The following is a 13,001-nucleotide window of genomic DNA, read 5'->3' on the forward strand; positions in this document are numbered from 1 at the left end:
AGACGAAACGAATGGCGCAGACGGATGGCTCCGGCAATCGGGTAACGCGTGGCCCCGGCGGTGAAACCGGGCAACGGCTGCGTGCGGCCTTTACCAGCACGGAACTGTTCCTGCCGGTCGGCATCGTCGCCATTCTGGTCCTGCTGCTGATCCCCCTGCCCACCTGGCTTCTGGACCTTTCCCTGACGATCTCGATCACCCTGTCGGTCATCATCCTGATGACGGTGGTGTTCATCGTCACCCCCCTGGAACTGACCAGTTTTCCGACAATCCTGCTGATCGCGACCATGCTCAGGCTGGGGCTCAACGTCGCCTCGACCCGTTTGATCCTGTCGGAAGGGCATACCGGTACCGATGCAGCGGGCCAGGTTATCGAGGCCTTCGGCGGCTTCGTCGCGGGCGGCAACTATGTCATCGGGGTGATCGTCTTCTCGATCCTTGTGCTGATCAATTTCATCGTCATCACGAAAGGTGCGGGTCGTATCGCCGAAGTCGCCGCACGTTTCACCCTGGACGCCATGCCGGGCAAGCAGATGGCAATCGACGCCGACCTGTCATCCGGCCTGATCAACGAGGACCAGGCGCGCAAGCGGCGTAAGGATCTGGAAAGCGAAAGCTCCTTCTTCGGGGCCATGGATGGTGCGTCGAAGTTTGTCCGCGGTGATGCGATCGCCGGGATCCTGATCACCTTCATCAACATCGTCGGCGGCATCATCATCGGTGTCGTCCAGCGCGACATGTCTATGGCCGATGCGGCGGAGAACTACACGCTGCTGACCATCGGCGACGGGCTTGTCAGCCAGATTCCGGCGCTGATCGTATCCGTCGCCGCCGGTATGCTGGTCACCAAGGCCGGTGTCACGGGCGCAACGGACAAGGCCCTTTTCGGACAATTGTCCGGTTATCCCAGTGCCCTGGGGATTGCATCCGGACTTCTGCTGCTGATGGCGCTGATCCCGGACCTGCCGGCCTGGCCGTTTCTGATCATGGCGACCCTGGCCGGTGTCGCGGCCTTCATGGTGTCGCAAACCAATGCACGCAGGAAGGTCGAGGAGGAAACTCGGGCCCTAGAAGAAGAGGCCGTCGCCGAGGCCGCACCGAAAGAGGAACCGATCTCCGCCGCGCTACAGATCGATCTGATCCGACTGGAGCTCGGCTATGGGCTGCTGCCGCTGATCAACGCATCGCAGGAACACAAGCTCACGGACCAGATCAAGGCGCTGCGGCGGCAACTGGCCGGCGACATGGGCTTTGTGATGCCGGCCGTGCGCATTCAGGACAACCTGCAGCTTCCCGGGAACACCTACATCATTCGCGTCAAGGAGATCGAGGCCGGGCGCGGCGACCTGCGGCCGAACATGCAGCTGTGCATGGACCCGCGCGGCGACAAGATCTCTTTGCCGGGCGAAGCGACGGTCGAGCCTACCTTCGGCCTGCCGGCCGTGTGGATCCAGGAGAACCAGCGCGAGGAGGCCATGTTCCGCGGCTATACGGTGGTCGACAGTGCCACCGTCATCACCACGCATCTGACCGAGATCATCAAGGACAACATGTCCGAACTTCTGTCCTATGCGGAGACGCAGAAGCTGCTGGATGAACTGCCGCAGGGACAGCAGAAGCTGGTGTCCGACCTGATCCCGAACCAGATCGCCCTCGGTGCCGTTCAGCGAGTCCTGCAGAACCTGCTGAACGAACGCGTCTCTATCCGGGATCTGCCGACAATTCTGGAGGGGATCTCGGAAGCCGTGGGCTATACGCGAAACCTGACCCAGATCACGGAGCACGTCCGTTCGCGACTGGCACGTCAGCTGTCCGATGCCTACACCAACGACGCCGGTTTCGTTGCGCTGGTCACGCTAAGCCCGGCCTGGGAACAGGCCTTCATCGAAAGCATCGTCGGACAGGGCGAGGAGAAACAGCTCGCCATGGCGCCATCGAAGCTGCAGGAGTTCATCAACCAGGTCCGCACTGTCTTCGAAAGACAGGCCATGCAGGGTGAGACCCCTGCCCTGCTGGTTGGTCCGGCGATCCGCCCCTATGTGCGATCCGTCATCGAACGCTTCCGCCCGGTCACGGTGGTGATGAGCCAGAACGAAATTCATCCCAAGGCCAAGATCAAGACCGTCGATCAGATCTGACATTCAGGCTGCGAAGTCGGTCCGTGTCAGGCCAGGATGCTCAGAATGCTGGTGGACGGTGCCGGCGGCGGGGCCTGCCCCAGCATCGCTGCCACGGATTGAAGCGCGTGCTGCGCCCGACGGATGTTGCGCCGCGCGGTCAGGTCGTTTCTGGCCCCGGACTGCGCCACATCGACCAGTCCGGCGATACTCGACCGCAGCGCCAGAACGTCGACGACGAACGCCTTGTCCAGCGGCTCGTCCTCGACCGCCTTCTTGAGGACATCCAACTGGGCGCGCAATTTTTCCCGAATGGCGGCCCCATCGTCTTCGGCGCCGATTTCAAGCGAGGTGTGACCGTTCTTCATACCGGGCATGCCGAGGCCCGCACCAGGGTCCGCATAGTCGCGCACCGCGGCTTTCAGATCCTGCCCCAGCCGCGCTGCCTGTTGTGCCGCTGTTTTCGGACTGGCAATGGCGAACCACCGCATGATTTGCATCTGTTCGCGCAGTTGCTTGACGCGCTGGGCGGCAAACGCCTTGCGGGTCTCCTTCGCCTTCTCAACCGCGGCTTCCATGCTCTGGACAGCCTGCGGCTTCTCGGAAAGACGCGATTCCGTTACAGATTTTCGGTGTTTGGTCGGGCCGCTGGCGGCTGTTGGCAGACCGGCCTGTGACGATCCTTGCACGATCATGGTTTCTGACCTTTGGCATCCGTGCCTTCTGCACGTGGCGCCATTATAGCATGTTTTGGCCGATGCATATCGGATTTCATACTTTCCAGCCGCGAGGACTTCCTCTAGTCCTTTCAACATGCGTCTTAAGACTTTTCATGCAGATACACTGGCATCGGCAATGGAACTGGTGCGCCAGACACTTGGCCCCAATGCCATTATCGTTGCCACGCATGAAGACGATGCCAATCGTGGCGCACGGGTAACCGCCGCCATCGATCCCGACGACCAGGATTTCGACTTCTTCAGCGAAGGCGCCTCCGAGGAGACTCTGGAACTGTTGACGGAGGTTCTGGAACGCCACCATGTCCCGAACGGGATCATCGACCGCATCATTGATGCGGCGACCGACGGTACGGACACGACGCCGGTTTCCGTCCTGACGGCCGCCCTGTCGAAAGTGTTCAAGTTCAAGAACCTTCCCCATGCGCCCGGCGGCCCGCCCATCATGTTGATCGGGCCACCCGGGGTCGGCAAGACCGTGTCCTGCGCAAAGCTTGCGGCACGGATCGCGTTGTCGCACGACAAGGATGGCGCCCCGCCGGTGAACCTGATCGCGGCCGATCCGGTGCGTGTGGGAGCGGTCGACCAGTTGCGAATTTACGCCGAGAAGCTCGGGGCAGCCCTGTACGAGGCGGCAAACGGCGACGCCCTTGCCAATGTCCTTACCAAACTCAGACGCAGCGAGATGGTGATAATCGATACACCAGGCAGCAATCCCTACGAGATGGCGGATATCGCCCACCTCGTCGAGATGGCCGAGGCCGGCAAGGTCGAGACCGTTCTGGTCCTGGCGGCCGGCCGGGATGCCGAGGAGGCCGCGGAATTGGCGGAGGCATTCCGCCCGGTAGGCGCGACGCGCCTTCTTATGACCGGACTGGACATGGCCAAGCGCTACGGGGCGCTGCTGTCGGCGGCAGATGCCGGCGGGCTGCATCTGTCGGAAGTGTCGCTGGCTCCTGAAATCGGCAAGGGCCTGCAGGCACTCGATGCGGCCGGTCTGGCCCGGCTGTTGCTTCCCGAGGATCTGGCGGCGCAGGATAGCCGCGGTGAAGGAGTAGGCGCGTCATGAACGCGGAAATACCGACCAACAATCTGATCGCGGTCGCCTCCGGCAAAGGCGGGGTCGGCAAGACATGGTTTGCCATCACCTTGGCTCACGCGATGGCGCGGGCCGGGCGCAAGGTCCTGTTGTTCGATGGCGATCTCGGCCTCGCCAATATCGACATTCAGCTGGGCCTGATGCCGAAGCACGACGTGGGTCAGGCTATTGCGGGCAAGTCCCGCCTGAGCCAGTGCATCGAACGCTTTCCGGAGGGCAATTTCGACGTTCTGGCCGGCCGGTCCGGCAGCGGCTCCTTGGCCACGCTTCCGCCGCCGCGGATCGAGCGGATCGGACGAGAACTGATCGCACTGGCCGGCGGGTACAATCATGTGCTGATCGATCTCGGCGCCGGGGTCGACAAGACCGTGCAGATGCTCGCCGCAAAGGCCGCCCGGACGCTTCTGATCGTCAATGACGAGCCGACCTCACTGACCGACGGCTATGCCTTCATCAAGCTGGGCTGGGCCAGCCATCCGGAAATGGACATTCAGGTCGTCGTGAATGCGGCGGAGAGCGCCAACCGCGGTCGCAGGACGTATGATACCCTGGCGAAGTCCTGTGAAGGCTTCCTGAGACGCAAACCGGGCCTGGCCGGGATCGTACGACGCGACAATCGCGTGCGGGAGGCCATTCGCGCGCAGCAGCCGCTGATTACTCGGTCCCCGACCTCGGAAGCCGCATCGGATGTCGAAGCCATCGCCCGGTCGCTGATCTGACCTCTTGGCGCGAATTCTGCATAGGCCTGAATGCGGCGCCCAGAACGGACGGCCGCGCCGGGATATGGTATAGAGGCGGTCGGAGAACCGACCGGAGGACCGATGCAGACACCCATCGTCCCGACGACGGGACCCACGACAGGCGGCGGCACGACGACATTGCCGTCCGGGACCGCTACACTGCCCAGCTTGCCACCTAGCCTGGCAACGGCTCTGAAGAATGGCGGCAGCATTACCGCCCAGGTCACGGGCAAGCCGGCAGCGGGGCAACTGACCCTGTCCGTTCCCGGCGGACAATCCGTGACCGTACAGACCCCCTTGCCTCTGCCCGTGGGGACGACGCTGGCCGTGGCCCTACAGGCAACCGGCTCCCCCACGACATTGTTCCTGCAGCCGCAGTCGACGGGCCAGGCCGCGACGCAGACCGCCGTGCCGCAGGGCGCAGGTACATCCCAGGGCGCAGCCACATCCCCGCAACCGGCCGTCGTCACGACCCTGACGCAAGGGTCCGTCTTCTCCGCGACCGTGACCGGGGCACCAACGAATGGAGCGGCGGGGCAGGCTGCCGCAAGCGGCGGTTCCGCCCCGTCAGCGTCAGCGCCGCAGCAAGCGGGACCGACCACCACCCAACCGGCGAGCAATCCGGCGAATGCCCCGCAAGCAACCGCCCGCACGCCCGCCGCGCTGCCGCCCGGCAGTGCGGTACAGCTGCGCCTGCTTGGCTTCGCACCGCAGGGGCAGCCGCTGTCTGCCAGCGGTGCGCAGGGCGCCTTCACGGCGACAGTCACAGGCCAGACCGCCGGTGGCACGGTCGCCGCCCAATCACAGATCGGCAGCCTTTCGATCCAGCTTCCCTCCACACCGCCAGCTGGAACGCAACTTCTCCTCAGTACTGTCGGCGCCCCCCGGCTTCCGGCAGCGGGAAGCGGATCGGCGGACATGGGTACGGCGCGTTTCCAGGCCCTGCAGGACGCGGTAAACCTTCTGCGCAGCGGCGACCCGGCAGCCGCCCAACGCCTGACACAGTCGCTGATTCCGCAGCCCAACGCCCAGCTCGGCCTCGCGGCGGCCTTCCTGATCGGCGCCATGCGTCAGGGCGGGCTGGACAAATGGCTCGGCGGCGACAATATCCGGGCGCTTTCGGAGTCCGGGGCGAAGAAGTCCGGGCTTCTGTCGCGTCTGGAGGGTGATTTGAGCCAGACCGGACAAGCCCGGGATTCCGCCGGTCAGGACTGGCGGGTGACGACACTGCCCCTCCTGAACGATAGCCAATTGGAGCAGATTCGGTTGTACACGCGCCCCAGGCGGGACAACGATGAGGACGGAGAAAACGGCGGCTCTCGGCCCGAATCCAAACGCTTCGTCGTAGAAGCCGATTTCAGCCGACTTGGCCCGATCCAGTTCGACGGACTGGCAAAGGAAAGACAGATCGATCTGGTCGTTCGCACCAAGAAGCCCTTCGACGCCGCCGAGCGGGATGAGATCCGAGGCTTGTTCGCCGATACGGTGTCGGCCCTGGGACTGGGCGGTCGGATCGACTTTTCGGTTGTTCCCGCCTTCGACCTGTTTCCCGAAATCGACGAGCCAAAGCCGGGAGGGTTCACCGTATGAGCAACACGTCCGAAAACAGCGCTGCGGCGGAAGCCCTGGCTCAGGATGCCGAAATCGTCCGCGCACGCCTGGAGCGCCAGTCCAATGTGGAAACGGTGCGAAACCCACTGCCGCGTGTCGACTATCTGTGCAAGGTCATCGGCATGACGGTCGATGGCGGCGCATCGCTGCAACTGCGCTACGTGCCGGACAAACTGCTGCTGCAGGAGGATGCCTTCGGGGTCTATCTGGCCGCCCTGCCGGACGCGGAGAGCCTTGAATCCCTGGCGGCGATGGTACTCGACGACCTGAACAACGAACTGGTGCCCCGTTTCCTTCAGATTCGCGTTGCCGCCTCTGAAGACGGTCTGGATTCGGGGCATGCCGTACTTATGGAAGACCGGCGGCCGCGTTGGGACAATCCAGCCCTGCTGTCTCGATTGCCGTCGTTCTGACTACTTTCGGCGCATCGCCAGTTCGGCGCGGCAATAGCCGGTCGACTTCAGAGTTTCGTCGAAACCGTCGCCTTCAATCGTGAAGTTGTTCGCGATGGTGCCGACGCTCCAGCCCGGGACACGGGCGTGGAAACGCACCCCGCCCCCTTCATCGATCTTGATCTTCACATAGGCCGTTCCTGAGAAATTGGACCGCAAGGTACCGTCGAACTCACCGTTCCTGATTTCGACCTCCGTCGTCCCTTTCTCGCCGGCGGCACACCAGCGCACGGCGTTGTAATAGCCCCCCACGACCTTCCAGGTGACCATCCAACGGCCATCGTAGGGATGTGCGGCTGTGGCGGCATTTCCCAGGGCTGCGGTCTGGGGCTGATACCCGTTCTCCGCCCGATTACGGGCAATGGCGGCAAAGGTCCCGTCCGGGAAGCGATCGAGATAGGCGCGGTAATCCGACCGCTCGGTGCTGTTCTGGATGGATTGCCAAAACAGTCGCTCCCGCTCTCCGTCGTCGACGGATGGCGTCACGGCGGCGACCTGGGAACGGCTCTGAATCGATTGCAGTTTCACCTGCGCCAACTGAGCATAAACCGTGTCCGGATACTGATCGATCACGGAACGTACCAGCGCGGGATCCTCGCTATCCTTGACCGCCTGCCAGGCCTGGGATGCCATGGCCTGGCGCTGCTGTGCGGCCTGCTGCTGCGCCGCCGCTTCGCGTTGTGCGGTCAGGCTGTCGACACGCTGCCTGGCGATATCGACGAAAAGACCATCGGGATAGACGGACAGATAACTCTCAAAAAGCGTCGGATCGGTCGCATTCGCGATCGACTTCCAATACTCCACCTCCGCATCGCGACTGTTACTTTCCGGCACGGGTGCCGGCGCAGGTGCCGCTGCCACCGGCGCTTCGGGCAGGAAGTAGAAGTCCCCGGTCAGGGAAGAGCTTTCCCAAGGGATCTGGCGGTTGCCGGTTTTTTCCAGAACTTCGATGCGAACACGCTTGAACACCTGCTCCACCGGGAGACCGGGCGTTCGCATGGCACGCGCCAGCGCCGCCGTATACGGACTGTTTCGGCCCGTGCCATCGGTCGCGATCTCCCCTGGCGATGTCGAATAGGCCAGAAGCGTCCCAAAAGGCGCATCGACCTTTGCCAGCCCGCGGCTTGCGGATCGGGAAATACTTTTGAACGGATTGTTGCGGCAGGCGTCCAGAACCACGAGGTTGAGCCTGTTGCCGGCAGCCTCAAGGCTCTTCATCAAGGTTGCAACGCGCAGCGTCTGAATTTCAAGGTCCAGGGTATCGGCGATATCGGCGTCGACCGGAACGAGGTAATTCTCGCCGTTGGTCTGAACCGCGTGCCCGGCATAATAAACCATGCCGACCGTGTCCTCTCCCGCTGCCTGAAGATCGCGGCCGAACTGAACGACAGCACGCTGAAACTGTCGATAGGTCAGATCCGTATGATGCGTGACTTCAAACCCGGTCGCGCGCAGGACATCGGCCATCAGTTGCGCATCATTGCGCGGATTGTCCAGAGGACCAATGGAATAGGAACTGTTGCCGATCACCAATGCGTGCCGGTCTTCGGCGTTCGCGGTGTGAGACACGAATGCCAGAAGGAGGCCCGCCAGGAGCACCTGAGTAATCTTGGCCATCTTGATCCCCGCCGCTTTTGTCCGCTACTCACGGATCATTCGCCGCCCGACGCATCCACTAGCATACTATCGAAGCATCGGAGATCAAAATTGTGAGGAATTGCGCGGCTCTCAGCACCAATCGGGCGGGGCCGAACGCAGCGCCGTGTAGGTCAGCAGTTGGTCCGGATCGGTGAAGGTCGCGATATCCACCCCCTTGCCGCGCGCCACCATGACCGACAGATCGAAATGCTTCAGGACCTGCTCGTCGTGCGGCAGATACATTGCGACCGACAGATTGGGATGCTCCCCCAGGACAGTTGCCAGTTCCTTGCCGAACTCGTGCGCCTCTTCCAGGCTGCACGTCATGTTGCTGGAGCTGCAATCGACCAAAATCGTCTGACGGGGATTCACCTGAAGGGAGGCCGCAAGGTCCTTCAGCATCGCAAGGCGTTCCGTCTGGGTAACGCTCCCGGATGCGCTGACTGTCGTCACCCGGTCCGATTCAAAAATCCGATACGCCATTCCGAGTATTTCCCGCTTGGCCGTGTCATGAGGAGCGGGAAATAAGGGGCCGGAAACAGGTTTGTCCAGAGGCCGGGGCGCGCAGTTTACATATTCGCAAAATTGCGTTCAAAAGACGGATCGGGCGGCACAATCTGACAATCGGAAGCAATCAGATCGAAACATAATTATACCGCAGAAATCACTCGTTCCGGCGACGGTGCGCATTCAAGCCGATCTCGTCCAGCGCGATTCCTTCCCGGCGTCTCGCCTCCTCAGAGGCGGCAGACTCTCTGTTTTCCTTGGCGATTTCGTACTTCTTCTGATTTGCGAACGCTTCGGCCAGAACGTCCCTGGCCGCTTCGACCCGTGGCAGTACATCGTCCAGCATGGTGTCGAGTTCTCCGCGTCGCACCTTTGCGCGCGCCAGGAACAAGCCGAAACTGCCGGAAAGCTCCGGCTGGCGGCGGATCAGGTCGCTTTCCGCTTCGATGGATGCTTCAAGCGCCGCGATATCCGCCCGTATCCTATCCTCTTCGGCCAGAACCTTCTGCAATCCGCGACGTGCCTCATCGACCTCGCTTCCGGCCAGGCGGATCAATGTCTCGAGCGTATCCTTCGCCATCAGTCATCAGCCGCAGCGGAGCCGGCCTCGCCGTAGGTTTCCCCCAGAACCTCCGCAAGTTCCTGATACCCCTGTTCAAGGTTACTACGTTCGTGCTTGGCCTGCCCGATAAAGGCCTCCAACGGACCGTTATAGGAAATCGCCTCATCCACCAGCGGATCCGATCCCTTCCGATAGGCGCCGAGACGGATCAGTTCCGCCATGTCGTCATAGGCCGCGAGCAGGCGACGCGCCCGGTTCACCAGCGCCGTCTGCTCCTCTGTGTTGCAATCCGGCATGGTTCGGGAGACGGACCGAAGAATGTTCACGGCCGGAAACCGATTGCGATGCGCAATTGTCCGGTCGAGGACGATATGCCCGTCCAGAATCCCCCGCACCGCATCGGAAATCGGCTCGTTATGGTCATCCCCCTCGACCAGCACGGTAAAGAGTCCGGTAATCGTCCCCTCGCCGGCGCCCGGCCCCGCCCGCTCCAGCAGGCGCGGCAACTCGGCAAAGACCGTCGGCGTATAGCCTTTCGTCGCCGGCGGTTCCCCGGCCGACAGTCCGATCTCGCGCTGGGCCATTGCGAAACGGGTGACACTGTCCATCAGGCACAGGACGTCCTTTCCCTGGTCCCGGAAATATTCCGCCACGGACAGGGTCACATGGGCGGCCTCTCGCCGCATCAGCGCTGATTCGTCCGACGTGGCGACGACGACCACACTTCGGGCCAACCCTTCCGGGCCGAGTTCGTCCTGGATGAACTCCTGAACTTCGCGACCGCGCTCTCCGATCAGACCGATGACGATCACTTCGGCTTCCGAGAAGCGGGCCATCATCGCCATCAGCACGGACTTGCCGACACCGGAACCGGCAAATATGCCCATGCGCTGACCGCGGCAACAGGTCGTGAATGTGTTGAGGCAGCGCACGCCGAGGTCAATCTTCGCGCCGGTACGCCGACGGCGATGCGCCGGAACCGGTTCCGCGCGCACAGCATAGGGCTTCTCTCCCATGGTCAGCGGTCCCTGGCCGTCGACCGGTTCGGCAAAGGCATTGATGACCCGGCCGAGCCAGGCGTCTGTCGGCCGAATGGCCGGTTCGCTGTTCAGGATGACAGCCCGCGTTCCAAGCGCGACGCCCTCCAGCGCGCCGTAAGGCATGGCCAGCGCGCGCTTATCGCGAAAGCCGATGACCTCGCAGGGGATCTTTTTCCCACGCCGGGCATGCAGGGTGCACCGGTCGCCGATCGACAGATGTCCATCGACGCCCTCAATCTCGACCAGCATGCCCTGAACCGCGGCGACACGGCCGTGGATGCTGCGTGTCGGAATGCGGCTGAAATCCGCAATGAGGTGGTCCAGTACCGTCGTCATTTTTCATCCAGTTTCGAGTCCCGAACCCCCGCAATTTATCGGATTCCGGAAACATTTCGATGCTTTTCAGCATCTTGCCGCGACGCAACCATTTGGCATCGGTGCCGGTATCATGGTATCCCTATAATCAAATTCGGTTAACGCATTCGCGGCGTCGCGAACACAGGAGCGTGCTGATGCGCATCTTACTGGTAGAGGACGACCGCCTCACGGCACAAAGCATCGAACTGATGCTCTCGTCGGAGGGCTATGTCGTCGACCACTCGGAATTCGGCGAGGACGGGTTGGAAATCGGCAAATTGTACGATTACGACCTGATCATTCTGGATCTCATGCTTCCGGATATCGACGGATATGAAGTCCTTCGCCGCTTGCGCGATGCCCGAATTGAAACCCCTGTCCTGATCCTATCCGGACTGGCCGAGATGGATAACAAGATCAAGGGCCTGGGCTACGGCGCCGACGATTACCTGACCAAACCGTTCGACAAGCGCGAGTTGATGGCACGGATTCAGGCGATCGTGCGACGCGCGCGCGGCCATTCCCAATCCACCATCAATGTCGGCGCCTTGAGTGTGAACCTTGATTCCCGAACGGTGGAAATCGAAGGGCGACCGGTCCATCTGACCGGCAAGGAATTCGGCATCATGGAACTTCTGGCCCTGCGCAAGGGCTCGACACTGACCAAGGAGATGTTCCCGAACCATCTCTACGGCGGTATGGACGAACCGGAAGCCAAGATCATCGATGTCTTCGTCTGCAAACTGCGCAAGAAACTGGCGACGGCGGCGGACGGCGACAACTACATCGAAACCGTCTGGGGCCGGGGCTATGTGCTGCGGGATCCGAATGAGGGCGGTGAACGAAAAAAGGCCGGCTGACGCCGACCTTTTCCCCATGTTTTCGCCGCGCGCCTAATCTTCGAGCAGCGCGCCCTGTTGGCGGCTGGCCAGCGGTTTGCGTCCGGCGACCTTGCCAATGCGCTCTCCCGCCTCGACCAGTCGCAAATCAACCCGGGCGAAGAAGATTCCGTCGGTCTCCGAGCGCAAGACCGTCCGCCCCTTGGTGGGATCCGCGGCGGAAATGTCGATCAATTCCGCCAGAACCTGCCCTTCCCGCACCATCTCGCCGACGTCGGCCTTGTAGGCCAGTAGACCACTTTCCAGTGCGGTTACCGTGTCGACCTCCTCCAGGCGATAGGGTTCCGGCGCATCGGGCATTTCCGGCGCATCTCCGGAAATCGCGCCCTGTGCAATGAGGAAATTATAGAGGCCCGTTGCATCGCTGTGGCCCAGTTCGTCGCTGATGTCGTCTTTCCCGCGCAGTTCCAGGGTGCACCCGAAACATGCCATCGGCAAACTATTGCCGTTCTCAACCAGATCCCCCATGCGACGCCATACGCCGGCGTTGCAATCGTCGAAAGAGAATCCGCCGGCTTCCTCTTCCAGAAGGACGATCGGAATGTCGGAATAGGCCGCCAGGGCAACCCCTTGATCCGCGTGACGGCGGTGGCAATAGAGATGCGCCAGGCTTTCATTGTCGCAGTGAATGTCGATGACATGATCGGCATCGATGCTCAGCGACAGTAGCTGGGCACGCCAGTGTGCAGTGTCCGTGCGCGTCGACAGATCGCCGACAGCCTTCAGCAACGCCGCGCGCATGGCCGGAACGTCCCGCTCCGCGTCACCGCTCAACGCGCCGTTCAGATAGGACGCCGCACCGGCCGACAGGTCCGGCCAGTTGCGATTGAAGTTGCCGGACCCGTCCTGGGCATAGCGCCCTGCCGCAGCACCACCGATGCGCTGCGACAGGCCTATCGGATTGGCATAGGGCAACACCACGATCTCCCCGGTGATCCGGCCCGCGGCATCCGCCTCGGCCAGCATCGGGATAAGGTGGTTCAACGCCATCAGCCCCGGCCATTCATCGGCATGCAGCGCCGCCTGCAGATAGGTCTTGGGCCGCGCGTCGCGTTCACCAAAACGATGAACCGTCAGAAAGCGTTCCGTACCCGGAGACGGCGATTTAAGGGGGATGCGTTCCACGCTATGGGTCATGATGCTACTCTTCAGAGTGAGGGATGCCGGACCGTACGGCGCCCCCCCCGACCCGACAAGCCCGACTTTCTGATTTGCCCGAAAATCCCTAGAATGACCGGATGG

At 62.3% G+C, this 13,001-nt stretch carries 12 protein-coding genes; 6 read left to right on the forward strand and 6 right to left on the reverse strand.

Features of this window, described 5'->3' with window-relative positions:
* The first annotated feature begins 11 nt into the window (after positions 1-11).
* Positions 12-2,138 (forward strand): flagellar biosynthesis protein FlhA, encoded by a 2,127-nt coding sequence (gene flhA, locus R8L07_20990; GenBank protein ID MDW3208020.1) that lies wholly within the window; start codon positions 12-14, stop codon positions 2,136-2,138.
* A 26-nt stretch (positions 2,139-2,164) separates the two neighbouring features.
* Here flhA and R8L07_20995 read toward each other — a convergent pair whose 3' ends face one another.
* On the reverse strand, positions 2,165-2,695 hold the full coding sequence (locus tag R8L07_20995; GenBank protein MDW3208021.1) for a hypothetical protein: 531 nt from the start codon (positions 2,693-2,695) through the stop codon (positions 2,165-2,167).
* Positions 2,696-2,930: 235 nt separating this feature from the next.
* Here R8L07_20995 and R8L07_21000 point away from each other — a divergent pair, with 235 nt between their 5' ends.
* From R8L07_21000 to R8L07_21015, 4 genes are all read left to right on the forward strand, one after another.
* A complete protein-coding gene (locus tag R8L07_21000) occupies positions 2,931-3,923 on the forward strand; it encodes a hypothetical protein (GenBank protein ID MDW3208022.1) in 993 nt (330 codons plus the stop codon).
* Entirely contained in the window at positions 3,920-4,672 is a 753-nt protein-coding gene (locus R8L07_21005) for a MinD/ParA family protein (protein ID MDW3208023.1), read from the forward strand. The genes R8L07_21000 and R8L07_21005 overlap by 4 nt, the downstream gene beginning before the upstream one ends.
* Positions 4,673-4,774: 102 nt before the next feature.
* Positions 4,775-6,283, forward strand: coding sequence for a hypothetical protein (locus tag R8L07_21010; GenBank protein MDW3208024.1), 1,509 nt, complete (start codon positions 4,775-4,777; stop codon positions 6,281-6,283).
* The gene (locus tag R8L07_21015; GenBank protein MDW3208025.1) at positions 6,280-6,717 is read left to right on the forward strand and encodes a hypothetical protein; all 438 of its coding nucleotides are present in this window, start codon (positions 6,280-6,282) and stop codon (positions 6,715-6,717) included. The genes R8L07_21010 and R8L07_21015 overlap by 4 nt, the downstream gene beginning before the upstream one ends.
* Here the strand turns inward: R8L07_21015 and R8L07_21020 are convergent, their stop codons facing one another.
* The 4 genes from R8L07_21020 to fliI form a co-directional block, all read right to left on the reverse strand.
* Positions 6,718-8,373, reverse strand: a complete 1,656-nt coding sequence (locus R8L07_21020) for a caspase family protein (GenBank protein MDW3208026.1) — start codon at positions 8,371-8,373, stop codon at positions 6,718-6,720.
* Positions 8,374-8,484: 111 nt separating this feature from the next.
* The gene (locus R8L07_21025; GenBank protein ID MDW3208027.1) at positions 8,485-8,877 is read right to left on the reverse strand and encodes a hypothetical protein; all 393 of its coding nucleotides are present in this window, start codon (positions 8,875-8,877) and stop codon (positions 8,485-8,487) included.
* A gap of 181 nt (positions 8,878-9,058) precedes the next feature.
* Positions 9,059-9,481, reverse strand: a complete 423-nt coding sequence (locus R8L07_21030) for a flagellar FliJ family protein (GenBank protein MDW3208028.1) — start codon at positions 9,479-9,481, stop codon at positions 9,059-9,061.
* Positions 9,481-10,839 carry a flagellar protein export ATPase FliI gene (gene fliI, locus R8L07_21035; protein ID MDW3208029.1) on the reverse strand — a complete coding sequence of 453 codons (1,359 nt, stop codon included), beginning with the start codon at positions 10,837-10,839 and terminating at the stop codon, positions 9,481-9,483. Before fliI ends, R8L07_21030 begins: the two co-directional genes overlap by 1 nt.
* Before the next feature lie 176 nt (positions 10,840-11,015).
* On the opposite strand from fliI, the gene R8L07_21040 reads away from it, so the two are divergent.
* Positions 11,016-11,720, forward strand: a complete 705-nt coding sequence (locus R8L07_21040; GenBank protein MDW3208030.1) for a response regulator transcription factor — start codon at positions 11,016-11,018, stop codon at positions 11,718-11,720.
* A 33-nt stretch (positions 11,721-11,753) separates the two neighbouring features.
* Here R8L07_21040 and R8L07_21045 read toward each other — a convergent pair whose 3' ends face one another.
* Positions 11,754-12,896 carry a M14 family metallopeptidase gene (locus R8L07_21045; GenBank protein ID MDW3208031.1) on the reverse strand — a complete coding sequence of 381 codons (1,143 nt, stop codon included), beginning with the start codon at positions 12,894-12,896 and terminating at the stop codon, positions 11,754-11,756.
* Positions 12,897-13,001 lie beyond the last annotated feature (105 nt).

The organism is Alphaproteobacteria bacterium (genome assembly GCA_033344895.1).
In the GTDB taxonomy this organism is placed as follows: domain Bacteria; phylum Pseudomonadota; class Alphaproteobacteria; order UBA8366; family Aestuariispiraceae; genus Pacificispira.

What these genes read in the sequence shown, in the direction of transcription:
- flhA (MDW3208020.1), top strand. Translation starts at nt 12, where the DNA reads ATGGCGCAGACGGATGGCTCCGGCAATCGGGTAACGCGTGGCCCCGGC.
- R8L07_20995 (MDW3208021.1), bottom strand. Translation starts at nt 2,695, where the DNA reads ATGGAAGCCGCGGTTGAGAAGGCGAAGGAGACCCGCAAGGCGTTTGCC.
- R8L07_21000 (MDW3208022.1), top strand. Translation starts at nt 2,931, where the DNA reads ATGCGTCTTAAGACTTTTCATGCAGATACACTGGCATCGGCAATGGAA.
- R8L07_21005 (MDW3208023.1), top strand. Translation starts at nt 3,920, where the DNA reads ATGAACGCGGAAATACCGACCAACAATCTGATCGCGGTCGCCTCCGGC.
- R8L07_21010 (MDW3208024.1), top strand. Translation starts at nt 4,775, where the DNA reads ATGCAGACACCCATCGTCCCGACGACGGGACCCACGACAGGCGGCGGC.
- R8L07_21015 (MDW3208025.1), top strand. Translation starts at nt 6,280, where the DNA reads ATGAGCAACACGTCCGAAAACAGCGCTGCGGCGGAAGCCCTGGCTCAG.
- R8L07_21020 (MDW3208026.1), bottom strand. Translation starts at nt 8,373, where the DNA reads ATGGCCAAGATTACTCAGGTGCTCCTGGCGGGCCTCCTTCTGGCATTC.
- R8L07_21025 (MDW3208027.1), bottom strand. Translation starts at nt 8,877, where the DNA reads ATGGCGTATCGGATTTTTGAATCGGACCGGGTGACGACAGTCAGCGCA.
- R8L07_21030 (MDW3208028.1), bottom strand. Translation starts at nt 9,481, where the DNA reads ATGGCGAAGGATACGCTCGAGACATTGATCCGCCTGGCCGGAAGCGAG.
- fliI (MDW3208029.1), bottom strand. Translation starts at nt 10,839, where the DNA reads ATGACGACGGTACTGGACCACCTCATTGCGGATTTCAGCCGCATTCCG.
- R8L07_21040 (MDW3208030.1), top strand. Translation starts at nt 11,016, where the DNA reads ATGCGCATCTTACTGGTAGAGGACGACCGCCTCACGGCACAAAGCATC.
- R8L07_21045 (MDW3208031.1), bottom strand. Translation starts at nt 12,896, where the DNA reads ATGACCCATAGCGTGGAACGCATCCCCCTTAAATCGCCGTCTCCGGGT.